A 25,791-nucleotide genomic window follows, 5' to 3' on the forward strand; every position below is an offset into this window, starting at 1 on the left:
TTTTCAAAAGCAAATCCCTCACTCATTCCCTCCTACTGTCTTCACACGGCATAGGCTCTGACCGCTCCTACGCACGGACAGACGCTCTCTCCCCCCTCAAAAAAAGAAAGGGTGTTTTAAGAAATAGCCCCTTTGCTACTTCTCAAAACACCCTCTTACTACAATTATTTATACGCTTTAAATACTAATACTGCGTTATGACCACCGAATCCTAATGAGTTACTTAAAACAGTGCGTACTTCTTGATGTCTCGCTTTGTTTGGTACGTAATCTAAATCACATTCTGGATCTGGTGTTTCATAGTTGATTGTTGGCGGAATCACTCCATCTGTAATAGATTTGACAGAGAAAATCGCCTCAACAGCACCAGCTGCGCCTAATAAGTGTCCAGTCATTGATTTTGTAGAGCTAATCGCCACTTTATATGCATGTTCACCAAATGTTTCTTTAATCGCCATTGTTTCGTATTTCTCATTTGCATCTGTACTTGTACCATGTGCATTAATATAATCAATATCCTCAGGCTGAAGACCTGCATCTGCTAATGCTTGACGCATCGCACGAACGCCGCCTTCACCGCCAGGAGCAGGCATTGTAATATGGAACGCATCACCTGTTGCACCATATCCAACAATTTCAGCATAAATACGCGCACCACGTGCTAATGCATGTTCTAACTCTTCAAGTATAAGAATACCTGCGCCCTCCCCCATTACAAATCCACTACGATTTTTATCGAATGGACGACAAGCAGTTGCTGGATCTTCATTAAATGTTAATGCCTTAGCTGAACTGAATCCTGCAAAAGCCATATGTGTTAACGGTGCTTCTGCTCCGCCTGTAATCATCGCATCTGCGTCACCACGCTGAATGACTTTAAAAGCATCACCGATTGAGTTTGCTCCTGATGCACAAGCTGTTACAGAGCAAGTATTAATTCCTCTCGCACCTGTTGCAATCGACACTTGGCCAGCAGCCATATCAGGAATCATCATTGGTACGAAAAACGGACTAACGCGGCGCGGTCCTTTTTCTGTAAAGATTTTAAATTGTTCCTCGTATGTTTCCATACCACCAATACCAGATCCTACCCATACACCAATGCGCGGACCATTTTCTTCTGTAATTTCTAATTTCGCATCTTCAACGGCCATTTTCGCTGCTGCTACAGCATATTGCGTAAAACGGTCCATACGGCGCGCTTCTTTTTTATCTATATATTTCTCGACTTCAAAGTCGTTAATTTCTGCTGCTACTTTTGCAGGAAATAATTCTGGATCTATGCGTGTAATACGTCCGATTCCAGATACACCATTTTTAATGTTATTCCAAGCCGTTTCAACATCCGTTCCAATCGGCGTGACAGCTCCTAATCCTGTAATTACGACACGCTTCTTTTCCATACAAAATACACTCCTTTTTCTATGAGTCCTTATTTACCCCAACGAAGAGCAACTGCTCCCCATGTTAATCCGCCGCCAAAACCAACTAATATGATTACATCACCATCTTGGATACGTCCATTTTGTAATTCCTCTACCATAGCAATCGGAATCGAAGAAGCTGACGTATTTCCAAACTTCTCTATTGTTGTACTCATTTTTTCTTGCGGTAAACCTAATCTTTCTCTCGCCGATTCCATAATACGAATATTTGCTTGATGAGGAACTAAAAAATCCACATCTTCTTTCGTAAGACCTGCTTTTTCTACAACACGAAGACAAGAATCACCAATTTGACGAACAGCGAATTTAAAGACTTCTCTTCCATTCATCATAACATATTCATCTTGATAAAGGTGTTTAGCACCACTTCCATCCGCTCCTAATTCAAATGAAAGAATGCCTTTTCCTTCTGAAACAGCTCCCATTACAATAGCACCTGCTCCATCTCCAAATAGCACTGCTGTATTGCGATCGTTCCAATCTACAATTTTAGATAATTTATCACTACCAACTACTAGTATGTTTTTATAAGTTCCAGTTTGAATAAATTGCTGCGCTGTAATCATTCCGTACATAAACCCAGCACATGCCGCACTTAAATCCATCGCCGCTGCATGCTTCGCACCAATTTGTTCTTGAATAACGCAAGCAACCGCTGGAAAAGAACGATCTGGCGTTACCGTCGCAACTAAAATAAGATCAATTTGTTCTCCGCTAATCCCTGCATCTTCAAGTGCTTTCTTAGCAGCTTCCACTGCCATATATGAAGTATTTATTGTATCATCGGCAATGCGTCTCTCTGCAATTCCCGTTCTTGTACGAATCCATTCATCGGATGTATCCATGATTTTCTCTAAGTCTTGATTTGTGACTACTTTTTCTGGCACATATCTCCCGATTCCTAAAATGCCTACGTTCACACCGCAGCCCTCCGTTTTATATCAATTATTATGACTTGGTACTAATTCTAAAACATAAATGTTTATTTGTCTAGAATATATTTCTAAGTAAAAAAATAAAGCCGACATATTGTCGACCTTATCTTTCCGCTTTTCCAAGCTCATATGCTTCATTCATTACTTTCATTAATAACTCTAGTACTGGTTGCGCTTTTTCCATATCAAGCGCAATCCCATTATCATCCAAAATAGCCTTTGCTTCCGGCAGATGTTTCATAGCGATTTGTAAAAACTGCATATTTTTTTCGTTCATATTTCTTCATCCTTTCCATCAAAGGAGCACTAATCTCCTTACTTCTACACTATATAAATTCCTTTTGATTTTTCAACATATAAGTCGGTGCTACAAAACAAAAGGTGACTTGCACTCGTGTTCTCTCTTTGTTTTTAACTTGGTATGGGGTATGGCTTCTATGCATCTCTCCCACCTAAAAAAGAAAGGTTTTATATCGGTTTTTCAATTTATATTTGTATAGTTTAACATATGTTGTGTTCTTCGTATAACTCTTTATATCGTTTTAAATGTCTCAGTTGTTTATTTAAACCATATTCTAACGGTGTATTTTTCACAATACAGATACTCTTTATCTCTTCTCTTTTCACTTCTTTAACAGTTTTTTCTACTTTATCCTCGGCATTTAAAAGGATAATTCCTTTTTCCCATAGATTTTTTTTACCACTGACCATATTATATACACCTAAATTTTCTATTGTTTTGCCTTTTTCCCATAAATATTCACACACATCCTCTACATAAAGAAGGTCCGCTCCATTTTCATTTTGAACAAGCGGACATTCCTTCTCCATAATTTCAGAAAGAATAAGCCTGTGATATGTCATAAAGGAAGGCTGCCACGGTCCATATAAAGTTGGAACACGAAGTATACTATAATGAATATTCGCCTTCTCCACTTCTTCCTCTACTTTCATAAATAATCGTTTATTTTCAGATTGATCTTGCACATTCGCTACTTCAATAGAAGAAAGTACATTTAGCTTTACTTGTTTTCTTTCGCACATATGAATAACACGCTTCAAATATTGTAAAATGATTCGTTCATTCCGAAATCCGCTTTGCCTGTTCGGTTCACATAAACAAAAGTAAACCACATCAAAATTATCAGTTTCAATCGTCTTCCATCCGTCTTCATCTCTTATAGACGAATAAGTAAACAAATCATTCCGTCCAATTAAAAATAACTTTTCTTCACTTACTTTTGACATACTTTCCAGATCAGCAAAATCAAGGCCATATACTTCTACTTCTTCTGCAAGCATTTTATTTACCAGATGATAACCTACAAATGAAAGTGCCCCTATAATAAATACGCGCTTCATGTCACCAACCCTTTCTTTCTCTAAACAAACAGCTCCTCATCTATGTATATCGGAGCTTCATAAATCTTCTTCATATTTTTTAAAGAAACGACATGTATGTTGAACCATTTTATATTTCACATGCTGTAAATGAAACGATAGTGATGTCTCACAATTCTCATTTATTCGCTTTTTTTCATATTCACGTAACAATTGCTTACGCGCTTTTTGTTCTTGTGTAGATACAAATATTTTCACAGGCACACAAGAAGGTAAATAAGAAAATGACTTCTTAGCAATTTTCGCTTCTAATTGCGCTTCCTTCACATCATACGCAAGCACTAACTCTCTCACTAACCTTTTATAGAAAAATTTATGCTCTTTTTCAAATTCCACATGCGCAGGCAAATCTAGGCACGGAGCCAGCATCACTACAGATCGAACACATTCTGGATACTGATTCATCATTTCAAGAGCCACAAGCGCGCCCATTCCATCTGCAATGATATGAATTTTCTCATTTAATGTTTCTTTTCTCATAACAACATGATATAAGCGCTTTGCTAAACGAACCGCCTGATCATTCCCCCAGTGTCTCCCATATAAATTAGATGAAAAAACCGTATACCCACTCTCTATCAGCCCATTTAGAAAATGAGCGCGTCCCTCATGCTGCGTCCATAAACTTGTACTATTCTCAATAAAATAATTGTAATCACCAAGAAGCATGACACCAAATCCATTGGGCTTCTCTGGTAAATAAATTGCACATGGTTCTTGTTCTAAGTAAAAAAAACGTTCCGTAACACTCATCATTCTCCCGCCTTATTTTCTAAACATAAAAAACTACTCCTTTATAATGTATGAACAGAATGCAAATTTGCTTTGCAAAATCTACAAATATTTTTTCTATATTCTTTTTTCAATTGTGTTACAATAAGGACAGATTGAACGAATAGGGGTGTGAAAAGATGCGTGTAATTTGGGCATTTATTTGGTCGTTTATGCTTGTGCATATGATGAGCTACGTAATTAGCTCTATGACTGGCGGTACATACGATTTCCAACAAGCGTCTATTTTCTCAGTTGTTCTTGCTGTACTTGTAATGGCAATTGCAGCAGCAATTCCAAACGAACCAGTAGAACAACACTAATAAAAAAAGAGTTCGGATGTAATCCGAACTCTTTTTTTATTTTACATGAACAACTAGTTCATTATTTTGTACATCAACAACTACGTGACTATTATCAGTAATTGTCCCTGCAATTAATTCCCTTGCTAATTTCGTTTCAATTTGACGCTGCACATATCTTTTTAATGGACGCGCTCCATACATCGGATCAAACCCAGATTCCACAACAAATTCTTTTGCTGCTTCTGTTAATTCCACTGATATATGACGGTCTACTAGACGTCCTTGCAATTCTTTTACAATTTTATCAACAATTCCTTTAATTTCATTTGTTGTAAGTGGTTTAAATAAAATAATTTCATCCACACGGTTTAAAAATTCTGGGCGGAAATGCCCTCTAAGTTCTCCCATCACACGGTTTCTAGATTCTTCTTTAATCGTACCGTTCTCTTGTAATCCTTCTAACAAGTGACTAGAACCAATATTTGATGTCATAATAATGACTGTATTTTTGAAATCTACTGTTCGTCCTTGTGAATCAGTAATACGTCCATCATCTAACATTTGCAGTAAAATGTTAAATACTTCAGGATGCGCTTTTTCAATTTCATCTAATAAAATGACAGAGTATGGTTTACGACGTACTGCTTCTGTTAATTGTCCGCCCTCTTCATATCCTACATATCCAGGAGGTGCTCCAATTAAACGGGACACAGCGTGTTTTTCCATATACTCAGACATATCAATACGAATCATTTGTTCTTCACTGTCGAATAAAGATTGCGCTAACGTTTTCGCAAGTTCTGTTTTCCCAACACCTGTAGGTCCTAAGAAAATGAATGAACCGATTGGGCGATTTGGATCTTTAATACCCGCGCGTGCACGAAGAACCGCATCTGCTACAAGACTTACCGCTTCCTCTTGCCCAATTACGCGCTCTGATAAAATTTGCTCTAAACGAAGTAGTTTTTCACGTTCTCCTTCAACAAGTTTCGCAACTGGAATTCCTGTCCAGCGTGAAACAATATTGGCAATCTCTTCTTCACTGACTTCCTCACGCAATAGACGATTTTCCTGTCCATTATGCGTTCCCGCTTCTTCAGCTTCTCTTAACTCTTTTTCCATTGCTGGAATTTTACCGTGACGAAGCTCAGCTGCTGTATTTAAATCATAATTTCCTTCTGCTTCTTCTAATTCACGACGCAGACGTTCCAGATGTTCACGTAAATCACGAACTTTATGAATTTCTTCTTTTTCTTTTTGCCACTGCGCTCGCATTCCATTTGCAACTTCTTTTAAATCAGATAATTCACGTTGCAATGTTTTTAGTCGTTCTTGACTACCACGATCCGTTTCTTTTCCTAAAGCAGCTTCTTCAATTTCCAGCTGCATAATACGGCGCGTTACTTCATCTAATTCCGTTGGCATAGAATCGATTTCTGTTCGAATTGTTGCGCACGCTTCATCGACAAGGTCAATTGCTTTATCTGGCAAGAAACGATCAGATATATATCGATCAGACAATACAGACGCCGCTACAATCGCACGGTCATGAATATTTACACCATGATAAATTTCAAAGCGCTCTTTTAAACCACGTAAAATAGAAATCGTATCTTCTACAGTCGGTTCTTCTGCTAACACTTGTTGGAAACGACGTTCTAGCGCTGGATCTTTCTCAATATATTTTCGATACTCATCTAAGGTAGTTGCTCCAATACAGTGAAGTTCCCCACGCGCAAGCATTGGTTTTAACATATTCCCAGCATCCATTGCTCCTTCTGTTTTACCAGCACCCACAATAGTATGAAGTTCATCAATAAATAATAAAATACGCCCTTCACTTTTTTTAATTTCATTTAAAACAGCTTGCAAACGTTCCTCAAATTCACCACGGAACTTTGCACCTGCGACAAGCGCACTCATATCTAATGCAAAGATTGTTCGATCTTTTAATCCTTCTGGCACATCTTTTCGCACGATTCGTTGTGCTAATCCTTCAACAATTGCAGTTTTCCCAACGCCTGGTTCTCCAATTAAAACAGGATTATTTTTTGTTTTACGAGAAAGAATACGAATAACTCGGCGAATCTCGCTATCCCGCCCAATGACCGGATCAATTTTCCCTTGTCTTACTTCCGCCACTAAATCACGACCATATTTTTCTAACGCTTCATATGTTACTTCTGGATTTTGACTAGTCACTCTCTGATTCCCCCGAACTTCCATTAAAGACTGTAATAATGTATCCTTTGTAATACGAAAGTTTGTAAATATATAATTTACATCACCTTTTTCCTCACAAAATGCGAGCAATACATGTTCCACTGAAATATATTCATCTTGCAGTTTTTTTGCCTCCGCCTCGGCCTTTACAAGTAGTTGCCCTAAAGCATTTGTCACATACACTTTGCCAGCTTCTACACCACTTCCTGTAACAGACGGCTTTTTTTGAAGCAATCTTTCTACTTCTTTCGTTAATTGTTCTATATCGACATTCATTTTTTGAAAAATACGTACTGCTAATCCATCTTGTTGCTGCAGCAATGCAAGTAATAGATGAACAGTATCTACTTCTTGATGATGATGAGATACCGCTAAAGATTGAGCACTCATAATCGCTTCTTGTGTTTTCGTCGTCATTTGATTTAAGTCCATCTTTACAGTTCCTCCAAAAGTTTGACTTTCTTTGACCTTTGATTTGATTATACGCCAATTGTCTTTTTTATACAATGAATTTGATTATGAATTTCAAACTAGCTTCCAAAAAAGTATGTATATCATACATCAGATTCTCCTCTTATCCCCTGCTCTCCAATCACAAAAGCCGCAATATAAATTGCGGCTTCTCTTACGGTTTTCTTTTATATGTCCACTGACGATTATGATTCGTATTTTCAGGAAACCTTTCACCGGCAGTTAGTTTCACCATTTGTGGATCTTTAACCATACTCCCTGTTTCACCAATTTCTACATATATTCCATCATTCGGTGCTTTCTGTCCAGAACGAAACCTGTGATTTTGTCCCATCTTCATTCTCCTTCCATGACATCTTTACACCGTTAGTATGTCCATTTTTGAAAAAGCCTTTCTGTTATGTTTAGGAAACAAGTCATATTTTTTATTGCCGTTCACATGTATGAATTTACATGATAAAGCAGGAGAAAAAGTAGCTTTTGTTGAAAAAAAAGAAACCGACCTATTCTAGGCCAGTTCCAAAGGAGAGTCAAACATATACGAGAAGATTACGTTTTCATTATACGTCTTGCTGCGCGCGCAATGTAACCCTTTTCACAAATTGTACAAAATGAAAGAAACATTATTTGAACTTTCGAAAAAATCATTGACTTTTCTGATTTTTAGTAGGAAATAGTGGACACTAACACGTTTCTCGACGTAAGATGAATATATAATGAAACTTCCATTCATGGTTGTTTCTCTATACACTTTCCAACCTCTTATTTCTGCATATTACAACGGAAATACAGATAGAAACAAAAAAATTTTCATAAGAGGTGAAAACATGAAAAAACAACATTTAATCGCATTGGATTTAGACGGAACTTTACTTACTGACAATAAAATTATTTCCACTCGAACAAAGAACACAATTGAAAAAGCAAAAGAACAAGGGCATGTTGTTGTCATCTCAACAGGGCGTCCATTTCGTGCCAGTCACGCTTATTATAAAGAACTTGGTTTGAACACACCTATCGTTAACTTTAACGGTGCTTATGTTCATCACCCGCTTGATGCGAATTGGGGAACACACCATTCTCCTCTTGAACTTTCCACTGCACAAGAAATTGTTCGCGCTTGCTTTGATTTTGGCGTGAAAAACATTTATGCCGAAGTAATTGACGATGTATATGTTCGCAAAATTGATGAGGATAAAAAGCATATATTTGAATTTGGCTCTCCAAATATCTTCACAGGAGATTTACTAAACATTTTACAAGATCATCCAACATGCTTATTAATTGATGCACTGGATGAACAATCAACCGCTATTCGTCAGCATTTAACAGATATGCATGCCGAAGTGATTGATCACCGTAAATGGGGTGCTCCTTGGCCGATTATTGAAATTGTAAAAAGCGGTCTTAATAAAGCAATCGGACTTCAAAAAGTTTCTAGCTATTATAACATTCCACAAGAACGAATCATCGCTTTCGGTGACGAAGATAATGATTTTGAGATGATTGAATACGCAGGCCACGGCATTGCCATGGGAAATGCTATCCCTGAATTAAAATCATTAGCAAACCACACGACATTAACAAACGAAGAAGACGGCATCGCTCTTTATTTAGAAGAGGTTCTTGGATTGTAATCTAAAAATTCCCTACTTATAGTTTGGCGCAAAACGTTCATACTATAACCAGACACAGCGATGTGTCAGTTGTTTTCTGCTAAAAAAGGGGGAATTACGAATGGGTAAAAAGAACAAATCAAAACGTTTCACCCAACAAGGGGCCGATGCTGTTATGAAGCATGCTGAAAGATTCCCGTACCGCGGTACATTAGCTGATGCAGAAAAAGAACGAAACAACTCTTCTCTCGGAGGGGTTTAAATGGGTAACTTATTATTTAGGCAAGCGCGAGATGCTGTTTCTGACGCCGTTTCTTGTTCAAGCGGCACCGAGCAACAGGAACTCGTTTATAGAGCAAAAAATGCTTTGCAATCCGCTTATGCCAATTCTTCAACTGCTGAAAAGGTCCAATTACGCGAAATGCAACAGCAACTACAAAACATTACTAGTACACATTAAAACAAGAGGACCAAATTGGTCCTCTTTAATCTTTCCGAAACAATCCAAAAACACCGACTGTTTGAACCACATTTGTAAATGCACCAGGGTCTACTTGTTTAATAATTCTTTCTAGTTCATATAGCTCATAACGGGTAATGACAATCATAAGCATTTCTTTATTTTCATTTGTATATGCCCCTGTAGCTGGCACAGTGGTAATCCCCCTTACTAAACGAGATTGTATCGCCTTCCTTACATCGACACCATTCTTCGTAACGATAAACGCTGTAATTTTCACATGACGTGTATGAATCGCATCGATAATCCGTGTTGACACATACAACGTTACTAATGTATATAACGCTTTTTCCCAACCGTACATATAACCAGCTGCAATGATGATAATTGCATTAAAGAAAAAGAAATACGTTCCAACCGGCTTATCTTTCACTTTTGATAAAATCATTGCGATGATATCTAAACCACCTGTGGACGCCCCCCATTTCAAAGCAATTCCGACTCCTATTGCTGAAATAAGCCCTCCAAAAATGGCGTTTAATATAATATCATTTGAAACAGCTTTCACTGGTACGATTTCTAAAAATAGCGTCATAAATACAACACATAAAAAACTAAATAACGTAAACGCTTTTCCGACCTTTTTCCATGCTAAAATAACAACCGGAATATTAAATAAAGCAAAAAGTACCCCTGTCGATATATGAATGGACGCAAAATCACCTAATACTTGCGAAAGCAATTGAGATAATCCCGCGAAACCACTCGCATATACTTTTGCTGGCGTTAAAAATAAATTCATTCCAATTGCATTTAATAATCCCGCAATGATAACAACAATCAGTTTTTTCGTTAATTCAGCATAATTTAATTTTAAGTCCATATCCCATCCACCTTTATAGATAATGCATTTACGATTACATTGTATACATAGTCTTTACGAAAATGGAAATGATAAACGTACAACTGTTTAGAAATGGAGTTGAGACGTATGCCACATACGAGCGATAACGACAAGAAAGCACGCGATAATAACGCAAAGCGTACAGAGAAAAATGAACAGGAACAAAAAAATATCCAGCAAGGCAAACGTGCATATTCTAAAAAAACAGATCACCTTTAATTATTTCGTACATCAACAATCTTGTTGATGTACTTTTTTATCCCGCATTAACGGGCAGTAAGATCCTCACCTCAAAGTTCAGCGAAAGCAAGGAATTTAGGCGAAGGATCAACTGCCCGTAAAAGCCCGATTCGTTCAACTAATAATCAGTGGGGGATGAAGAACCCCCCCACTGATTAAAGTTTCACTTTATTTCACAAAAAACATATCAAATTCACTTCATGTTCACTTCACTATTTTACAATAATATCAACATAATTAGATGAGGTGTTAATATGAAAAGAAAACAATTATGGATAGCAACAGCTGCACTCGGAACGTTAATGCTATCTGCTTGCGGTCCAAAAGATAGCTCGGAGACACTTGCAACATCAAAAGTCTCAACCATTACAAAAGGTGATTTTGACAAACAATTAAAAGAACGGTACGGAAAAGATATGTTATATGAAATGATGGCGCAAGATATCATGACCAAAAAATATAAAGTATCTGATGATGAAGTCGATAAAGAGTTAAAAAAGGCAAAAGAGCAGTTCGGTGATCAATTCAAAACGGTATTAGAAAGCAATCGTTTAAAAGATGAAGACGACTTTAAAAATCAAATTAGATTCAAATTAGCAATGGACAAAGCCATTAAGAAAACTGTTACAGAGAAAGATGTAAAAGCTAACTATAAACCTGAAATTAAAGCCAGTCACATTTTAGTAAATGATGAAAAAACAGCAAATGACATTAAGAAGCAACTAGATGAAGGTGCTTCATTTGAAGAATTAGCAAAACAACACTCTGAGGATCCAGGTTCAAAAGAAAATGGCGGAGACCTTGGATACTTTGGCCCAGGTAAGATGGTATCTGAATTTGAAGAGGCTGCTTACAAATTAAATGTCGGTGAAATTAGTAAACCTATCAAATCATCACACGGCTATCACATTATTAAACTTACTGATAAAAAAGAATTAAAACCATATGATGAAGTAAAAGATTCCATTCGTAAAAATCTAGAAGAAGAGCGGTTAGCAGATCAAACTACTGGTCAACAAATATTGTTAGACGAATTCAAAAAAGCTGATATTAAAGTAAAAGATAGTGATTTGAAAGATACGTTCTCTCGTCTTTCGGAACAACAGGCACAATAATAAAAAATCCGACCAAGCTCATGCCTGTTCGGATTTTTTTATTATTTCTTGAAGTACGTCCAACCTTCTTCTTGATAAACCTTCTCTTCTTTCATCAACTTACCAAGTGCACGTTTAAACGCTGCTTTACTCATATTAAAACGCTCTTTAATATCTTCTGGATGGCTCTTATCCCAAAACGGCATCGCTCCTCCGCGGCTCTCCATATACTCATAAATCACCGCAGCGTCATCTTCCATTCCCTCTTCTTTACGTGGAAGAAGTGAAATATTAATCGTACCATCATCTTTCACTTCAATAATACGGCCTGTTACACGCTCACCAATACGAACTTGTTCTTTTCTTTCTGTATGATGTAAAAAGGCACGGAAATGTTCATCCGTTAATACAAACGAACCAACTTGAAGCGAGCGATACACGCGTCCATTCACATTTTTATTACGCATAGATGGCGTTGCATCAACGATAATTTCCTGCATATCTGAATCTCTTGCTGGAAGAGCAATTAGACGACCTCGATTTGTTAATTTTAATGTACAATACAATTCGTCGCCCTCTTCTGGCCAAACCGGTGTATAAATCGGAAATTCATCAGCTGGGATTAAGATATCTTTAGAAACACCGATATCAACGAACACACCTAAACGCTCTTTCACTTCTACAACTTTTACCCAATTCCAATCACTTGTCGTAATAAGCGGTGTCTTCATCGTTGCAGAAATTCGTTCTTGATGGTCAAGGTATAGAAATACATCAATCGTATCCCCTTCTTCAATTTCCCCCGCTACTTCATTTTTATGTAAGAATACTTCTTCATAACCATCCTCATCGTCAAATCCGACCATATATCCGATTTCCGTTTCACGTAAAACAGTTACCTGTTCAATCGATCCTGGTTGTAAATACATATATTTTAATTCCCTTCTATATATAAAGTATATTTTTATCATTCCAAAGAAAGCTTCATTATAACACGATTTTTCCTTTATTTGTCCAACTCTCCAAAATTCACTATAATAGAAGATGGAATTTAATTTGGAGGTGCTTACTATGGCAAAAGACAGTTCTTTTGACATCGTTTCAAAAGTAGAATTACCAGAAGTAACAAATGCTATTAACATCGCGTTAAAAGAAATTCAAAATCGATATGACTTTAAAGGAAGCAAAAGTGATATTAAATTAGAAAAAGAAGTAATCGTTTTAACTTCTGATGATGAATTTAAATTAGAGCAAGTGAAAGACGTACTTATTTCAAAACTAGTTAAACGCGAAGTACCAATTAAAAACTTAGACTACGGAAAAGTAGAAAGTGCTGCTGGTAACACAGTGCGTCAACGCGCAACACTGCAACAAGGTATCGATAAAGATAACGCTAAGAAAATCAACAACATTATTAAAGACTTAAAATTAAAAGTAAAAACACAAGTACAAGATGATCAAGTACGTGTAACTGGAAAAAGCCGTGACGACTTACAAGCAGTCATTTCAGCAATTCGCGGCGCTGATTTACCAATTGATGTACAATTTATCAACTATCGCTAAAAAGAAAAAAATCCTCTACTCGGAGGATTTTTTCTTTTAGCGATGTTTTCAATATATTAACCATTCAACAGTAACTATCGATTGAGAAACCTTTCTTTTTAGGCGGGAGAGCGCATCCAATCATGCATAGAAGCGGTCAGTTCTTTTTTCAAAATGGAGTTATATCCAATATACAGCGCACTAAAAAAATACCACTCTCATGATTTCTTCCGTTTCTTTACAGCAATTAAAAATGCAATAAACAAAACATTTACTAAGACTAATAAAGATACAAACACCCAGTTAATCTCCGTTTTTTCTCTAGCTTGATATACATTCGCTTCTTCCCGTTTTAATACGAGATAATAATTCCCATCTTCTTCTCTAATGATTTCATCTTCCAATAGTCCCTTTAATTCTTGATTTTCTTTCATCTCACTCGCCGAAAGCGAAACTTTTTGCGTCTCTTTCGTGTTGTTAATCGCAACAAGTGTCACTTCATCTTGATATGTTCTTTTTAGTACACTCATTCCAGCCTTATCATATAACAACTCAAATGTTCCGCGGCGGAGAGATGGGAATTTCTGACGAATCTCCCCTAATTTCGTTACATATTGTAAAAACTTTTCATCAGTTTTAAAATCCATTAACCGGCGATTATCCGGCACCTCCCCGCCATCAAGCGCAATTTCCGTTCCATAGTAAATAATTGGCACTCCTGGTGATGTATATAAATATGCGAGCCCGAGTTTTAAACGTGCTGGTGGATACTGTTCATTCTCTTTCGCAATTCGGACAAATCGCTTTGTGTCTTGATTGTCTAAAAAAGCACTTATTACTTTATCATCATCTATTAAACTAGCTTCATACAAAGGTTTAATAGAGGTATCTGGTTTTGAAAATACATCTGTTATGTGCTTATGGTACTCATTATGTATATTCTCATCAGTCATAACGAGGAAATCTTTTTTGATTCCTTGAACACTTTGTTTTACTTCATTTAAATAAGTACGAGATATTTCTTTACTGTGGAAAAGATAACTTCCATCTATATCCGCTTCTTTCATCCACCACTTGATCGAATCAATAAGCTGTTCTTGCTCTTTTTCTGCAACAAATTGCAACACGACTTTCATATCCCGTTTATGTGCTTCTTGCACGAGCTGTTTCACATCTTGTAACGTGCCAAAATGTTCATTCACCTTTTGAAAATCAACCGAACCCTCCCCATCATACGTGTCACTTTTAAAAATTGGTGAAAGCATAATCGTGGTGAACCCCATGTCCTTTATGTAATCCACCCGCTTTATAATTCCTTGTATATCTCCCCCTTGATAGCCTTCTAAATTCCCCACATCAAGCTGTTTATCATTTTTCGCATCTCCATTATTAAAACGATCAACCATTATAGAATAAATCACTTCGTCTTGCCATTCTCTTTTTTCTTCCGCTAATGTATGAACAGGCTCTAATAAGCAAAATATCATACAAAAACAAATCAACACTCCTCTTCTCCACATCTTCTTCACAGAATATCCCCCAACTTCTTTCGAATTATAAGAATAGTATATCAATTTTCTCAACAAACCGCACTTACACAAACAGCATGTTAGATTTCCTTACATATCATTTTAAATTTTCTGAAAAATGTGTTGATTTTTTATTAATTATTGAATATGATATGAAACATAACATTAAATGTAATCTTTTATAACATTATAGGAGGGGAAAAGAATGAATATGGGAGACACTGTGTTTTTATTTTTAGCGACAGTAATGGTCATGATTATGACGCCAGGTTTGGCACTTTTTTACGGCGGGATGGTTCGTAGCAAAAACGTACTGAGTACAACGATGCATAGTTATAGCGCGATGGCGATTGTTTCTATCCAATGGATTTTTATCGGCTATTCTTTATCATTCGGCCCAGATTGGAACGGCATCATTGGTACATTAGATTGGTTCGGCTTACAAAACGTAACTTTTACACCAAATCCAGACTACTCCGCTACTATTCCACACAATTTATTTATGATGTTTCAACTCATGTTTGCAATCTTAACTCCAGCGTTAATTTCAGGAGCTTTCGCTGAACGAATGCGATTTTCTGCTTTTCTTATTTTCATTCTTCTTTGGACGACAATCGTTTATAACCCTGTTGCTCACTGGGTATGGGGCGTTGGCGGATGGCTTCGCGAACTCGGCGCATTAGATTTCGCTGGTGGTAACGTTGTTCATATCACATCAGGAGTTGCTGGGCTTGTATTAGCCATCTTCCTAGGTAAACGAAAAGACTTAAACGGATCTTCCCCTCATCATTTACCATTTACCATTTTAGGCGCAGGCTTATTATGGTTTGGATGGTTCGGCTTTAACGTCGGCAGTGCCCTTACACTAAACGACGTAGCGCTGACTGCCTTCATTAATACAAATACCGCTGCAGCCGCTTCTGCTTTAACATGGATCCTAGCAGAGTGGTTCTTCCAATCAAAACCGACTGTAATGGGAGCAGCTTGCGGTGCCGTATCAGGCCTAGTCGCAATTACACCAGCATGCGGATTTGTCACCCCGTTCTCCGCTCTTTTAATCGGAGCAATCGGCGGCGTTCTTTGCTTCGGAGCTGTCTTCTTTTTAAAACATAAACTTGGATATGATGACGCACTTGATGCATTCGGATGTCACGGCATCGGTGGTACATGGGGCGGTATTGCAACTGGACTATTTGCAACAACTTCTGTAAATAGTGGTGGCGCTGACGGATTATTTTACGGAAATGCCGCACTCCTTTGGAAACAACTAATCGCAATTGGAGCAACATACGCTTTTACAATTATAATGACGTACGCCATTATTAAAGCTATTAACTTCTTCCTTCCTGTTCGCGTACATGAGCATGAGGAGCAAATGGGACTGGATATTTCGATGCATGGGGAGAAGGCTTATGAGTATAGTGAAAAGTCAATAGAGGGGATGGCAATCCAAAAAGAGGCACGGTAACACTTACACTTAAAGTTTTTACTAACAATAAGAAGGTGCATAACTATTATTACTTCAAATGCCGTTGCTATAAAGTGAAACTTCCATCAGTGGGGTTTTCTTCATCCCCCACTGATTATCAGCTCTCACTAATCGGGCTTTTACAGGCAGTTATCCCCCACCTATCTTCCTTACTTCTCTCTGAATCTTGAGATGGGGGTCTTACTGTCCGTTAATTCGGGATAAATAAAAAATACTATAAAAAAAAGCGACTGAAAATCAGTCGCCTTTTTTATTCATTATATTAGTAGACACATATAGCAGTTGAAATTCAAGTATAAAAGAGAACCAGAAATGTTATTACTTCGCAGGTTTCCCTACATACGCTGAAATATCAACGTTTAACGCCTTCGCTAAACGCATACCGTACTCCTGATCCGCACGGAAGAAGTTGCAAATCGCAAGTAATTTCGTTTGTTCATGCACATCTTTTAAATCATTTGTTAAGTTTGCGATTAAGTTATCTTGTTCTTCTTTAGAGAATGAACGGTAACGCTCACCCGCTTGCTTAAAGTCGTTTGGTTTATCGATTTTTTCACGAGATACATAGCCTTCAAGTTTCATAGTTGAATCACGGTACGCTGGATCTTCAACTGGATTTTCAGCATGACGATTTGGCTCGTAGTTAATTGTTGATGGTTGTTGATTCATTTGCATTGCCCCATCACGTTGTTGATTGCGAACAGCTGCATATGGACAGTTTACTGGAATTTGTAAATAGTTCGCACCAAGACGGTAACGCTGTGTATCTGGATAAGAGAATAAACGCCCTTGTAATAATTTATCTTCAGATGGTTCAATACCAGATACAGTTGCACTTGGCGTAAACGCAGCCTGCTCTACTTCCGCAAAGAAGTTTTGCGGGTTACGATTTAACGTCATTGTCCCTACTTCCATTAATGGGAATCGATCTTCTGGCCAAACTTTTGTTGGATCTAACGGATCGAAGTCTAAAGAATCCATTTCATCAAGTTGCATTACTTGTACGTGAAGATCCCATTTTGGATAATTACCTTTTTCAATCGCATCAAATAAATCACGAGTTGCATGGTTGAAGTCTTTTCCTTGTACTTGTTCTACTTCTTTTGCACTCAAGTTACGTACACCTTGCTGTGGTTTCCAATGATATTTAATATAAACAATTTTACCCTCTGCATTAATCCATTTAAACGCATGCACACCGAAACCTTCCATTTGACGATAGTTTGCAGGTGTACCGTAATCAGAGAATACCCATGTCATCATGTGCGTAGATTCTGGTGATAGCGTCATGAAATCCCAGTAACGATCTGGCGTTTGAATATTTGTATCCGGTGCTGGTTTTAAAGAATGCACCATGTCAGGGAATTTAATTGCATCACGAATGAAGAAAACAGGTAAATGGTTACCAACGATATCATAGTTTCCTTCTTCTGTATAAAACTTCACAGCGAAGCCACGTGGGTCACGAGCTGTTTCTGGAGAACCTTGCCCATGAATAACCGTTGAGAAACGAACGAATACAGGTGTTTCTGTTCCAACGTTTTGTAAAAATGCTGCTTTTGTATATTTTTTCATGCTATTTTTCGTTACGAAAACACCATGAGCGCCCGCACCACGCGCATGTACTACACGCTCTGGAATACGTTCACGATCAAAATGAGCAAGCTTTTCTACTAAATGATAATCTTCTAATAATACCGGCCCACGGCGACCAGCTGTACGAGAATTTTGGTTGTCTCCTACTGGAGCACCTTGGTTTGTTGTTAAGCGATTATTTGGATTCATCAAGGGGAACCTCCTATTATTTCATAATATTAATTACTTATTTAAAATTATTATAAATTAATTATTATTCAAAATTACTTTTTTGTCAATTATTTCATTCGCTTTTTTGAAAACAATTTCTACTAAACAATCAATAAATGATTCCTGTGCATTTGGCATAGCCGGTCTGAAATAGGACGCGCCTAACTCATCGGTCACAACTTTGCATTCATAATCGTTGTCATACAGCACTTCTAAATGCTCAGCCACAAATCCAACTGGACAATACACGAAAGAGTTATAACCATACTTTTCATATAAATCTTTTGTTAAATCTTGTACATCTGGTCCGATCCATGGATCAGGTGTATTCCCAGCACTTTGCCAGCCAATTGTATAATTTTGAATCTCTGCTGCTTCAGCAATTAAATCTGCTGTATGCTGTAGTTGCTCCACATAAGGATCGCCAGCAGCAATAATTTTCTCTGGTAAACTATGCGCAGAAAAAATGACAACGGCTTTCTCCCAGTCTGTAATTCTAGTAAATGTTTCTTTTATTTTGTTTGCCCAATACGCAATAAATTTCGGTTCTTCGTACCACTGTTCAATCGAATTTATAACGGGACCATTTATTTTGTTAGACACACTTATTGCACGATCATTGTATGATTTAATACTAAAGGTTGAATAATGAGGTGCTAATACAATACTGATCGCTTCCTCAATGCCATCCTGCTTCATCTCTTCCACCGCATCTTCAATAAATGGAGCGATATGTTTTAGTCCCAAATAGCATACAAATTCATATTCTGAAAAACACTTATTTAACTCAGTTGTTAGCTTTCTAGCTTGTTCTTTTGTAATTTTCGCAAGTGGCGAAATACCACCTATTGCTTTATAGCGACCAATTAGATCATCAAGCGCTTCTTGAGACAGCTTGCGACCGTGACGTATATGCGTATAATATGCCTCTACATCCTCTAATGACTCTGGCGTCCCATACGCCATCACAAGTAAACCTATTTTCTTCTTATTCATTTATATTCACCTCAATATCGGAAATGAGAATCTTTTTCAAGAACATTTGTTTCCAGTATACCAACTGATAATAAATACGTCAAAATAATAATTCTAAATAAGTATTATTTACAATATGATTTTTAATTTCATTTGACAATTTATCTAATGAAATTTGTCATATTCTCGTTTTATCACTTCTTCAATAAGGGAGATCATCACATTGCCATCAAATTAAGACATTCGTTGTTTCCCACCCAACCTGTATCTTTCTATAAAGTGAAACTTTAATCAGTGGGGGTTTTCTCCATCTCCCACTGATTATTAGCCCTCACCAATCGGGCTTTTACGAGCAGTTTATCTCCCACCTAACTTCTTTAGAAAAGCGGAAGCGGCTCGCTCAGAATCGCAGGACGTTGGAGCACCCGACAGAGAGGCCCTTTTTGCCTCGTCCGAGGGAGCGAAACGACCGGAGATTCTAGCCGCTAGAGCTGGACAATGTTTTCGCAGAATTTTGAGGTGGGAGTATTACTGCCCGCAAATAGCGGGATAAATAAAAATGTATCAATCAACATCCTAAAATTACAATAAAATGAATAACAGATGAATAAAACAGATTAGTAAAACATGAGATAATTACAATATTCGACTTCATAAAGTTCATTAAAATGTTGATATACAATTAATGACGATACTCACTCAATTTGTTAGTATATAAATAACTTAACCATGAATAAATAATAAATATTCTTTTTTATGCATTTATATTCATAACTAAGTATCTCTTAACTATTTTCAGGAGGTTTTTTCGGATGAAGTTACATAAAATGAAAAATTTACTGCCTATATCTGCTGCAACAATTACACTAGTATCTAATCAAGGAACGGCCGATGCCGCAACGGTTCATACTGTTAAAAAAAATGACACTCTCTGGGATATTAGCAGCCACTATGGAGTTTCAGTTCAAGCAATTAAACAAACGAATCATAAGACGAATGATCAAATTTATATCGGTGAACATTTAACCATCCCAGTCTCAGCCCCATCAAGCGAGCCTACACCTCAAAAAGATGTAGCAGCTTCAAATCATTCAGCTCAAGTTGTTTATCAAGTTCAACGGGGAGATACATTAGAAACTATCGCAAAACAATATAATGTATCTATCCAATCAATTAGACAAGCTAACAATACAAATGGTGACCGAATTTATGCAGGTCAACACTTAATCATTACGACAGGCATTTCAGAAGAAGAATTCGACTTAATGGCTCGTTTGGTGACAGCGGAAGCAGGAAGCGAACCGTACGCTGGAAAAGTAGCAGTAGCAAAAGTTGTATTAAATCGCGTTGATTCAACAGAATTTCCGAATACAATTACAGATGTTATTAATCAACCTATTAAGTATGGCTATGCATTTACACCAGTTACAGATGGAAGAATTAATCAACCATCAACTCCCGAAGCAAGAATGGCGGTAGAAGAAGCGATTTCTACGAAAGGAGTTAATTCTGATTGGCTTTATTTTTATAATCCAAAAACCTCTACTGACAAATGGATTACTACACGTCAAACTGTTGCAGCAATTGGTAATCATGTGTTTGCTAAATAAATACGTTTATATCCAAGTGAAATAGCGAAAAAAGCGGCTTACAATTCTTGTAAGCCGCTTTTTACTATTCTTTAATATTTACTCCATACTCCTTAAACCACACATGAATTTGTGCCAAATGCGCCAATAGCTGTGGTCCAGTCATCAACTGGCCAAACCAGGGCGTTTGAAATGCACTCCCTCCTGATTGGATTAACCCTTGTAATTGTTCTTTATCAAACAACTCATGCAAAATGGAGTTGTTATCTGTTAACAGATCCTGTAACCACACTGTTACCGCTTTTGTGTAGTACGGATTGTGCGTTTTCGGATACGGACTTTTCTTTCTATACAAGATATCGTTTGGCAATACACCTTCTAACGCCTTACGTAATAGACCTTTTTCGCGATTTTTATACATTTTCATTTCCCAAGGAATATTCCATGCATATTCGACAAGACGATGATCCGCAAATGGAACACGTACTTCTAGGCTCGCTCCCATACTCATCCGATCTTTTCTATCTAATAATGTCGTCATAAACCAAACCATATTTAAATAAAATAATTGTCGCCTTTTTGCTTCAATTATACTTTCCCCTTCTAAAACCGGCACTTCTTGTATCGATTCTTCATATCTCTGTTGTACATAGTCCCGCAGTTTTAATTTATTTCGCCATTCCGTTTTAAGAAGTTGCTCACGTGCCTCTGTGGACCTCATCCATGGAAATGCACTCGATTGTAAATCATCCTCCCGATAAAACCAAGGATAACCACCAAAGATTTCATCGGCACATTCTCCCGACAAACCAACGACAAAATCTTGTTTAATTTCTCGGCAGAACCATAATAATGAAGAATCAATATCTGCCATACCAGGTAAATCACGAACGAGTACCGCTTCTGTTAAATACTCAGCTAACTGTTCATTAGAAATAACACAGCGGTGATGAATTGTACCAAATGTTTCTGTCATCAAATCAATAAATGGCGCATCCGAATTCGGCTGAAAAGCGTTCGCTTTAAAATATTTCTCATTATCTTCGTAATCAATCGAATACGTGTGTAACTTCCCTTTCCCTTCTCTCTCATATGCCTTTGCTGCAAATGCGGTAATTGCGCTTGAATCTACTCCGCCCGACAAAAATGTACATAACGGTACATCAGAAACCAATTGTCTTGTAATCGCATCTTGTAGTAAAAAGCGCGTGCGCTCTACAGTCTCTTCAAATGAATGTTCATGCTTTTTACTCTCAACATTCCAATATCTCCATATACATAAGCCATCTTTTGAAAATGTAAGAGCATGCCCCGGACGAAGCTCTTGAATTCCTGCATAAATACCATGTCCAGGTGTTCGAGACGGCCCTAATCCAAATACTTCTGATAGTCCCTCTGTCGTAACTTCTGTCTTAACATTTGGATGAACTAAAATAGCTTTTAACTCCGAAGCAAATAATAATCTCCCATTATCATATTTGTAAAATAATGGTTTTACCCCTAGTCGATCCCGTGCAATAAATACTTGTTCTTTTTTCTCATCCCAAACCGCAAATGCATATATCCCATTTAAATGATCAACACATTCTTCTTTCCACTCTATATAAGACGCTAATAACACTTCTGTATCAGAGTGACCTTTAAATGTATAACCTCTTTGCAACAATTCTTTACGAATATCTTCTGTATTATAAAGTTCACCGTTATAGCAAATTGTATAATACTCTTCTTCTTTCATACACCTACATGTCATCGGCTGTTTCCCGCCCTCAGGGTCAACTACAATTAACCGTTTATGCCCGAAAGCAACGTGCCTTTTTATCCAGACATTCGTATCATCTGGTCCCCTCTTCGCAAGTGTTTCTGCCATCTTCGTAACCGTCTCTCTTTCACCTTCTAACGACCGCTTATAATCAATCCATCCTGTAATCCCGCACATATAAATCATCCTTCCTATCTTATATCCGTATAACTTTACCCCGCATTAACGTGCAGTAATCCCCGTTCAAAATCCGGATAGAACCAAAGAGGCAGAACGGGGACAACTGCACGTAAAAGCCCGATTGGTGAGGGCTAACCATCAGTGGGGGATAACGCCCCCCGCTGATGGAAGTTTCACTGTATGAAGCGTGTTCTTATTCTATGCCCAACTTTCTTTAGGTGTTCCATAGTTATAAAGAACGACTGAACTGTCCATAACAAGAATAACTACTTCGATAAAAGGAGAAATCATGAATGAAACAACGCAAACATATTTTGTATAATCAACCACGTGCCCATACAATTGGGAATGTGGAATATATAAACAATGAATGGATATTTTTTGATGATGCAAATGATGAAGCATTTTTGCTAGAGGATATCATTGAAGATGGATTTGAAGTTTTATATAACAACAATTGGCTACCGGCAAGATTCTACGAACAAGATATATTGCAAATCGCAAATGAACATCATCCATTGCAAAACGGTGAGATGATACGAATTCGTAAAAAATTGTTACTCAGTTATCATGAATGGTTAGAAGAACTATCCGATTCCGCATTCTCTTTATTAACAGACGCCCTACAATCGCTTAATTATTCTTTATACGATTGTATGTATTGCCATAACTTCTTATCATTCCAACCAAAAAAGGAACCTTGTGAAGGTGTAAATATTCTTCTGTTTGATAACGAAGATATAATTTGCTCGCTGCACCATCATTATGTCCGGTTTTCTGCATGTAACAAAAATATTTTTCAATTTACAAAAACAAATGGTGAGCAACTACATATCGATGCAAAATAAGAAAAACCGCTCGTTTATTAATAAACGAGCGGTTTTTCTTATTTTGCTGAAAGATCTTCCACAATAGCTGTTTCAAATAAACTTTGTCTACCTTCACCTTGATCAAACGTCATAAATGTATTCAATTTCATTTCATGTAAGTTCAAAATTTGACTAATCGTTAAACCATCTTCTTCAACCCAGTTTAAAAAATAAATACCAGGTCTAACTTCCATAGAGGTAATCGTTTCCTCACCAGCTTGTCCTTTTTTAGGGCCCTCTAAAGCCTCCCACCTTAGCTTCGTTTCACTTAAATAAGTAACTTGAAAAACAAGTCCATTTTCATAACTCACTTTCACTTTCCGTCCGATAAAAGTTTGCATACCTGACTCTCCTATACATCATTATATATATGTAATCATTTTAGTTACAACTATATTTATTTGTCAAGAGAACAAAAGAAAAACCACCTTATTCTCTTTTACAAAAAATAAAGTGGCTTTTCTTTACTAAAATAGGTCAAATCCCATCGGTAAACGCAATCCAAGATATAATACAATAACAAGCGCAATAATAAATTGAGCCCAAAACGCCCCTGCTGGTTTGTTCTTACTTGTTTTCACAAGAATCATTTCCATTGCAGCAATAACCCAAACGCCAACTAACATTTTTAAGCCATACCACATATGCATGTTCCCTGTCGCTGTTTTCATAATACTTTGATACAGTAAGAAACCTGTTACGATAATGATAATATACACAAGACGAAGCCCCATATGTATGCCTTTACCTTTTCTCCCAGCTGTATACATAGAATACGCTACGAAGAATAAAATAAGTCCCAATGCCCACGCTGTAATATGCAGATGTGTTGTCATGGTACCCCTACCTCCTCTTTTCACACTTTTTCACTTTATATGATACCATGTTCATTTCTTTTTTAGGAAATATTTCGCTTTTTCGGGCTTAAATGATATAATATTTAGAGTATTTACAAACTTCTTGTAATAACAAAAGGGGGAACAATCATGATTCAAACAAAAGACATTATCGAACTAACAGACACATATGGGGCAAATAACTATCATCCACTTCCAATCGTAATCGCTAAAGCGGAAGGTGTTTGGGTAGAAGATCCTGAAGGAAACCGCTATATGGACTTACTTAGTGCATACTCTGCAGTAAACCAAGGTCATCGTCATCCAAAAATTATTAACGCTTTAATTGACCAAGCTAATCGTGTTACGTTAACTTCACGTGCCTTCCATAGCGATCAATTAGGTCCTTGGTACGAAAAAGTTGCGAAACTAACAAATAAAGATATGGTACTTCCAATGAATACAGGTGCAGAAGCTGTTGAAACCGCAATTAAGACAGCGCGCCGCTGGGCATATGATGTGAAAAAAGTAGAAGCAAACAGAGCAGAAATCATCGTTTGTGAAGATAACTTCCACGGACGTACGATGGGTGCTGTTTCTATGTCATCAAATGAAGAATATAAACGCGGATTTTGCCCAATGCTTCCTGGCATCGTTGTTATTCCTTACGGTGATTTAGAAGCATTAAAAGCTGCAATTACACCAAATACAGCAGCATTCATTTTAGAACCGATTCAAGGTGAAGCAGGAATTAACATCCCACCAGCTGGTTTCTTAAAAGAAGCTTATGAAGTATGTAAAAAAGAAAACGTTTTATTCATAGCAGATGAAATCCAAACAGGTTTAGGCCGTACTGGTAAAGTATTTGCTTGCGACTGGGACAACGTAACTCCTGATATGTACATACTTGGTAAAGCACTTGGCGGCGGTGTATTCCCAATCTCTTGTGTTGCAGCAAACCGCGACATTTTAGGCGTATTCGAGCCAGGTTCTCACGGTTCTACATTTGGTGGCAACCCACTTGCATGTGCTGTTTCTATCGCATCTCTTGAAGTATTAGAAGAAGAAAAATTAACAGAGCGTTCTCTTCAATTAGGAGAAAAATTAGTTGGGCAATTAAAAGAAATTAATAACCCAATGATTACAGAAATCCGCGGCAAAGGATTATTTATCGGAATCGAATTGAACGAGCCTGCTCGTCCATATTGCGAAAAATTAAAAGAAGCTGGTCTTTTATGTAAAGAAACACACGAAAATGTAATTCGTATCGCACCACCTCTTGTTATTTCTGAAGAAGATCTAGAGTGGGCATTCGAAAAAATTAAAGCGGTACTATCTTAATATGAACA

General features: G+C 37.3%; 26 protein-coding genes. 11 read left to right on the forward strand and 15 right to left on the reverse strand.

Annotation, left to right across the window (positions count from 1 at the left end; genetic code table 11):
- Nucleotides 1-164: 164 nt before the first annotated feature.
- From fabF to Y7E_RS0119040, 5 genes are all read right to left on the reverse strand, one after another.
- Nucleotides 165-1,403, reverse strand: a complete 1,239-nt coding sequence (gene fabF / locus Y7E_RS0119015) for a beta-ketoacyl-ACP synthase II (RefSeq protein WP_017152852.1) — start codon at nt 1,401-1,403, stop codon at nt 165-167.
- Between the two features lie 29 nt (nt 1,404-1,432).
- Nucleotides 1,433-2,365, reverse strand: coding sequence for a beta-ketoacyl-ACP synthase III (gene fabH / locus Y7E_RS0119020; protein ID WP_017152853.1), 933 nt, complete (start codon nt 2,363-2,365; stop codon nt 1,433-1,435).
- Between the two features lie 118 nt (nt 2,366-2,483).
- On the reverse strand, nt 2,484-2,657 hold the full coding sequence (locus tag Y7E_RS0119025) for a ComZ family protein (RefSeq protein WP_017152854.1): 174 nt from the start codon (nt 2,655-2,657) through the stop codon (nt 2,484-2,486).
- 224 nt (nt 2,658-2,881) lie between these two features.
- The gene (locus Y7E_RS0119035; RefSeq protein WP_017152855.1) at nt 2,882-3,742 is read right to left on the reverse strand and encodes an NAD-dependent epimerase/dehydratase family protein; all 861 of its coding nucleotides are present in this window, start codon (nt 3,740-3,742) and stop codon (nt 2,882-2,884) included.
- 57 nt (nt 3,743-3,799) lie between these two features.
- Entirely contained in the window at nt 3,800-4,534 is a 735-nt protein-coding gene (locus tag Y7E_RS0119040; protein ID WP_017152856.1) for an esterase/lipase family protein, read from the reverse strand.
- A gap of 158 nt (nt 4,535-4,692) precedes the next feature.
- Here Y7E_RS0119040 and Y7E_RS0119045 point away from each other — a divergent pair, with 158 nt between their 5' ends.
- On the forward strand, nt 4,693-4,875 hold the full coding sequence (locus tag Y7E_RS0119045) for a YjzD family protein (RefSeq protein ID WP_017152857.1): 183 nt from the start codon (nt 4,693-4,695) through the stop codon (nt 4,873-4,875).
- A gap of 36 nt (nt 4,876-4,911) precedes the next feature.
- Here Y7E_RS0119045 and clpB read toward each other — a convergent pair whose 3' ends face one another.
- Both clpB and Y7E_RS0119055 read right to left on the reverse strand, forming a co-directional pair.
- Nucleotides 4,912-7,512, reverse strand: a complete 2,601-nt coding sequence (gene clpB / locus Y7E_RS0119050; RefSeq protein ID WP_017152858.1) for an ATP-dependent chaperone ClpB — start codon at nt 7,510-7,512, stop codon at nt 4,912-4,914.
- 193 nt (nt 7,513-7,705) lie between these two features.
- Entirely contained in the window at nt 7,706-7,885 is a 180-nt protein-coding gene (locus Y7E_RS0119055) for a YjzC family protein (protein ID WP_017152859.1), read from the reverse strand.
- Between the two features lie 493 nt (nt 7,886-8,378).
- Here Y7E_RS0119055 and Y7E_RS0119060 point away from each other — a divergent pair, with 493 nt between their 5' ends.
- From Y7E_RS0119060 to Y7E_RS0119070, 3 genes are all read left to right on the forward strand, one after another.
- The gene (locus tag Y7E_RS0119060) at nt 8,379-9,188 is read left to right on the forward strand and encodes a Cof-type HAD-IIB family hydrolase (RefSeq protein WP_017152860.1); all 810 of its coding nucleotides are present in this window, start codon (nt 8,379-8,381) and stop codon (nt 9,186-9,188) included.
- 100 nt (nt 9,189-9,288) lie between these two features.
- Nucleotides 9,289-9,429, forward strand: coding sequence for a hypothetical protein (locus Y7E_RS0119065; RefSeq protein ID WP_003195901.1), 141 nt, complete (start codon nt 9,289-9,291; stop codon nt 9,427-9,429).
- Nucleotides 9,430-9,627: a DUF3813 domain-containing protein gene (locus tag Y7E_RS0119070; protein ID WP_017152861.1), complete on the forward strand. Its 198-nt coding sequence runs from the start codon at nt 9,430-9,432 to the stop codon at nt 9,625-9,627.
- 25 nt (nt 9,628-9,652) lie between these two features.
- Here Y7E_RS0119070 and Y7E_RS0119075 read toward each other — a convergent pair whose 3' ends face one another.
- On the reverse strand, nt 9,653-10,510 hold the full coding sequence (locus tag Y7E_RS0119075) for a YitT family protein (RefSeq protein WP_017152862.1): 858 nt from the start codon (nt 10,508-10,510) through the stop codon (nt 9,653-9,655).
- Between the two features lie 108 nt (nt 10,511-10,618).
- On the opposite strand from Y7E_RS0119075, the gene Y7E_RS31020 reads away from it, so the two are divergent.
- The gene (locus Y7E_RS31020; protein WP_017152863.1) at nt 10,619-10,750 is read left to right on the forward strand and encodes a DUF3941 domain-containing protein; all 132 of its coding nucleotides are present in this window, start codon (nt 10,619-10,621) and stop codon (nt 10,748-10,750) included.
- Nucleotides 10,751-11,025: 275 nt separating this feature from the next.
- Nucleotides 11,026-11,886, forward strand: coding sequence for a peptidylprolyl isomerase PrsA (gene prsA / locus Y7E_RS0119085; RefSeq protein ID WP_017152864.1), 861 nt, complete (start codon nt 11,026-11,028; stop codon nt 11,884-11,886).
- A 41-nt stretch (nt 11,887-11,927) separates the two neighbouring features.
- Here prsA and Y7E_RS0119090 read toward each other — a convergent pair whose 3' ends face one another.
- Complete coding sequence (locus Y7E_RS0119090) at nt 11,928-12,794, reverse strand: CvfB family protein (RefSeq protein ID WP_017152865.1); 867 nt, start codon at nt 12,792-12,794, stop codon at nt 11,928-11,930.
- Nucleotides 12,795-12,936: 142 nt separating this feature from the next.
- Here Y7E_RS0119090 and Y7E_RS0119095 point away from each other — a divergent pair, with 142 nt between their 5' ends.
- Complete coding sequence (locus Y7E_RS0119095; RefSeq protein ID WP_017152866.1) at nt 12,937-13,428, forward strand: YajQ family cyclic di-GMP-binding protein; 492 nt, start codon at nt 12,937-12,939, stop codon at nt 13,426-13,428.
- A gap of 197 nt (nt 13,429-13,625) precedes the next feature.
- Here Y7E_RS0119095 and Y7E_RS0119100 read toward each other — a convergent pair whose 3' ends face one another.
- Nucleotides 13,626-14,894 (reverse strand): alpha-amylase family glycosyl hydrolase, encoded by a 1,269-nt coding sequence (locus Y7E_RS0119100; RefSeq protein ID WP_081584699.1) that lies wholly within the window; start codon nt 14,892-14,894, stop codon nt 13,626-13,628.
- Nucleotides 14,895-15,141: 247 nt separating this feature from the next.
- On the opposite strand from Y7E_RS0119100, the gene Y7E_RS0119105 reads away from it, so the two are divergent.
- The gene (locus Y7E_RS0119105; protein WP_017152868.1) at nt 15,142-16,404 is read left to right on the forward strand and encodes an ammonium transporter; all 1,263 of its coding nucleotides are present in this window, start codon (nt 15,142-15,144) and stop codon (nt 16,402-16,404) included.
- Between the two features lie 339 nt (nt 16,405-16,743).
- Here the strand turns inward: Y7E_RS0119105 and katB are convergent, their stop codons facing one another.
- Together katB and hemH are read right to left on the reverse strand one after the other, a co-directional pair.
- Nucleotides 16,744-18,210 carry a catalase KatB gene (katB, locus tag Y7E_RS0119110; protein WP_017152869.1) on the reverse strand — a complete coding sequence of 489 codons (1,467 nt, stop codon included), beginning with the start codon at nt 18,208-18,210 and terminating at the stop codon, nt 16,744-16,746.
- 57 nt (nt 18,211-18,267) lie between these two features.
- Nucleotides 18,268-19,227, reverse strand: a complete 960-nt coding sequence (hemH, locus tag Y7E_RS0119115) for a ferrochelatase (RefSeq protein ID WP_017152870.1) — start codon at nt 19,225-19,227, stop codon at nt 18,268-18,270.
- Nucleotides 19,228-20,018: 791 nt separating this feature from the next.
- Here hemH and Y7E_RS0119120 point away from each other — a divergent pair.
- Complete coding sequence (locus tag Y7E_RS0119120) at nt 20,019-20,816, forward strand: LysM peptidoglycan-binding domain-containing protein (protein WP_017152871.1); 798 nt, start codon at nt 20,019-20,021, stop codon at nt 20,814-20,816.
- A 64-nt stretch (nt 20,817-20,880) separates the two neighbouring features.
- On the opposite strand, the gene asnB is transcribed toward Y7E_RS0119120, so the two are convergent.
- Nucleotides 20,881-22,734 (reverse strand): asparagine synthase (glutamine-hydrolyzing), encoded by a 1,854-nt coding sequence (gene asnB / locus Y7E_RS0119125; protein WP_017152872.1) that lies wholly within the window; start codon nt 22,732-22,734, stop codon nt 20,881-20,883.
- A gap of 296 nt (nt 22,735-23,030) precedes the next feature.
- Between asnB and Y7E_RS0119130 the strand changes: the two genes are divergently transcribed.
- Nucleotides 23,031-23,585, forward strand: coding sequence for a DUF2777 domain-containing protein (locus Y7E_RS0119130; protein ID WP_017152873.1), 555 nt, complete (start codon nt 23,031-23,033; stop codon nt 23,583-23,585).
- Nucleotides 23,586-23,623: 38 nt separating this feature from the next.
- On the opposite strand, the gene Y7E_RS0119135 is transcribed toward Y7E_RS0119130, so the two are convergent.
- Both Y7E_RS0119135 and Y7E_RS0119140 read right to left on the reverse strand, forming a co-directional pair.
- Complete coding sequence (locus Y7E_RS0119135; RefSeq protein WP_017152874.1) at nt 23,624-23,947, reverse strand: MoaF-related domain-containing protein; 324 nt, start codon at nt 23,945-23,947, stop codon at nt 23,624-23,626.
- 126 nt (nt 23,948-24,073) lie between these two features.
- On the reverse strand, nt 24,074-24,442 hold the full coding sequence (locus Y7E_RS0119140) for a YisL family protein (RefSeq protein ID WP_017152875.1): 369 nt from the start codon (nt 24,440-24,442) through the stop codon (nt 24,074-24,076).
- Between the two features lie 150 nt (nt 24,443-24,592).
- Between Y7E_RS0119140 and rocD the strand changes: the two genes are divergently transcribed.
- Complete coding sequence (rocD, locus tag Y7E_RS0119145) at nt 24,593-25,783, forward strand: ornithine aminotransferase (protein WP_017152876.1); 1,191 nt, start codon at nt 24,593-24,595, stop codon at nt 25,781-25,783.
- Nucleotides 25,784-25,791 lie beyond the last annotated feature (8 nt).

Origin of the sequence: Bacillus bingmayongensis, from assembly GCF_000299035.1 — a bacterium.
Classification (GTDB): domain Bacteria; phylum Bacillota; class Bacilli; order Bacillales; family Bacillaceae_G; genus Bacillus_A; species Bacillus_A bingmayongensis.

Excerpts from the sequence above, each read along its gene's own strand:
- fabF (WP_017152852.1), bottom strand. The coding sequence starts at position 1,403 with ATGGAAAAGAAGCGTGTCGTAATTACAGGATTAGGAGCTGTCACGCCG.
- Y7E_RS0119025 (WP_017152854.1), bottom strand. The coding sequence starts at position 2,657 with ATGAACGAAAAAAATATGCAGTTTTTACAAATCGCTATGAAACATCTG.
- Y7E_RS0119035 (WP_017152855.1), bottom strand. The coding sequence starts at position 3,742 with ATGAAGCGCGTATTTATTATAGGGGCACTTTCATTTGTAGGTTATCAT.
- Y7E_RS0119040 (WP_017152856.1), bottom strand. The coding sequence starts at position 4,534 with ATGAGTGTTACGGAACGTTTTTTTTACTTAGAACAAGAACCATGTGCA.
- Y7E_RS0119045 (WP_017152857.1), top strand. The coding sequence starts at position 4,693 with ATGCGTGTAATTTGGGCATTTATTTGGTCGTTTATGCTTGTGCATATG.
- clpB (WP_017152858.1), bottom strand. The coding sequence starts at position 7,512 with ATGGACTTAAATCAAATGACGACGAAAACACAAGAAGCGATTATGAGT.
- Y7E_RS0119055 (WP_017152859.1), bottom strand. The coding sequence starts at position 7,885 with ATGGGACAAAATCACAGGTTTCGTTCTGGACAGAAAGCACCGAATGAT.
- Y7E_RS0119060 (WP_017152860.1), top strand. The coding sequence starts at position 8,379 with ATGAAAAAACAACATTTAATCGCATTGGATTTAGACGGAACTTTACTT.
- Y7E_RS0119065 (WP_003195901.1), top strand. The coding sequence starts at position 9,289 with ATGGGTAAAAAGAACAAATCAAAACGTTTCACCCAACAAGGGGCCGAT.
- Y7E_RS0119070 (WP_017152861.1), top strand. The coding sequence starts at position 9,430 with ATGGGTAACTTATTATTTAGGCAAGCGCGAGATGCTGTTTCTGACGCC.
- Y7E_RS0119075 (WP_017152862.1), bottom strand. The coding sequence starts at position 10,510 with ATGGACTTAAAATTAAATTATGCTGAATTAACGAAAAAACTGATTGTT.
- Y7E_RS31020 (WP_017152863.1), top strand. The coding sequence starts at position 10,619 with ATGCCACATACGAGCGATAACGACAAGAAAGCACGCGATAATAACGCA.
- prsA (WP_017152864.1), top strand. The coding sequence starts at position 11,026 with ATGAAAAGAAAACAATTATGGATAGCAACAGCTGCACTCGGAACGTTA.
- Y7E_RS0119090 (WP_017152865.1), bottom strand. The coding sequence starts at position 12,794 with ATGTATTTACAACCAGGATCGATTGAACAGGTAACTGTTTTACGTGAA.
- Y7E_RS0119095 (WP_017152866.1), top strand. The coding sequence starts at position 12,937 with ATGGCAAAAGACAGTTCTTTTGACATCGTTTCAAAAGTAGAATTACCA.
- Y7E_RS0119100 (WP_081584699.1), bottom strand. The coding sequence starts at position 14,894 with ATGATATTTTGCTTATTAGAGCCTGTTCATACATTAGCGGAAGAAAAA.
- Y7E_RS0119105 (WP_017152868.1), top strand. The coding sequence starts at position 15,142 with ATGAATATGGGAGACACTGTGTTTTTATTTTTAGCGACAGTAATGGTC.
- katB (WP_017152869.1), bottom strand. The coding sequence starts at position 18,210 with ATGAATCCAAATAATCGCTTAACAACAAACCAAGGTGCTCCAGTAGGA.
- hemH (WP_017152870.1), bottom strand. The coding sequence starts at position 19,227 with ATGAATAAGAAGAAAATAGGTTTACTTGTGATGGCGTATGGGACGCCA.
- Y7E_RS0119120 (WP_017152871.1), top strand. The coding sequence starts at position 20,019 with ATGAAGTTACATAAAATGAAAAATTTACTGCCTATATCTGCTGCAACA.
- asnB (WP_017152872.1), bottom strand. The coding sequence starts at position 22,734 with ATGTGCGGGATTACAGGATGGATTGATTATAAGCGGTCGTTAGAAGGT.
- Y7E_RS0119130 (WP_017152873.1), top strand. The coding sequence starts at position 23,031 with ATGAAACAACGCAAACATATTTTGTATAATCAACCACGTGCCCATACA.
- Y7E_RS0119135 (WP_017152874.1), bottom strand. The coding sequence starts at position 23,947 with ATGCAAACTTTTATCGGACGGAAAGTGAAAGTGAGTTATGAAAATGGA.
- Y7E_RS0119140 (WP_017152875.1), bottom strand. The coding sequence starts at position 24,442 with ATGACAACACATCTGCATATTACAGCGTGGGCATTGGGACTTATTTTA.
- rocD (WP_017152876.1), top strand. The coding sequence starts at position 24,593 with ATGATTCAAACAAAAGACATTATCGAACTAACAGACACATATGGGGCA.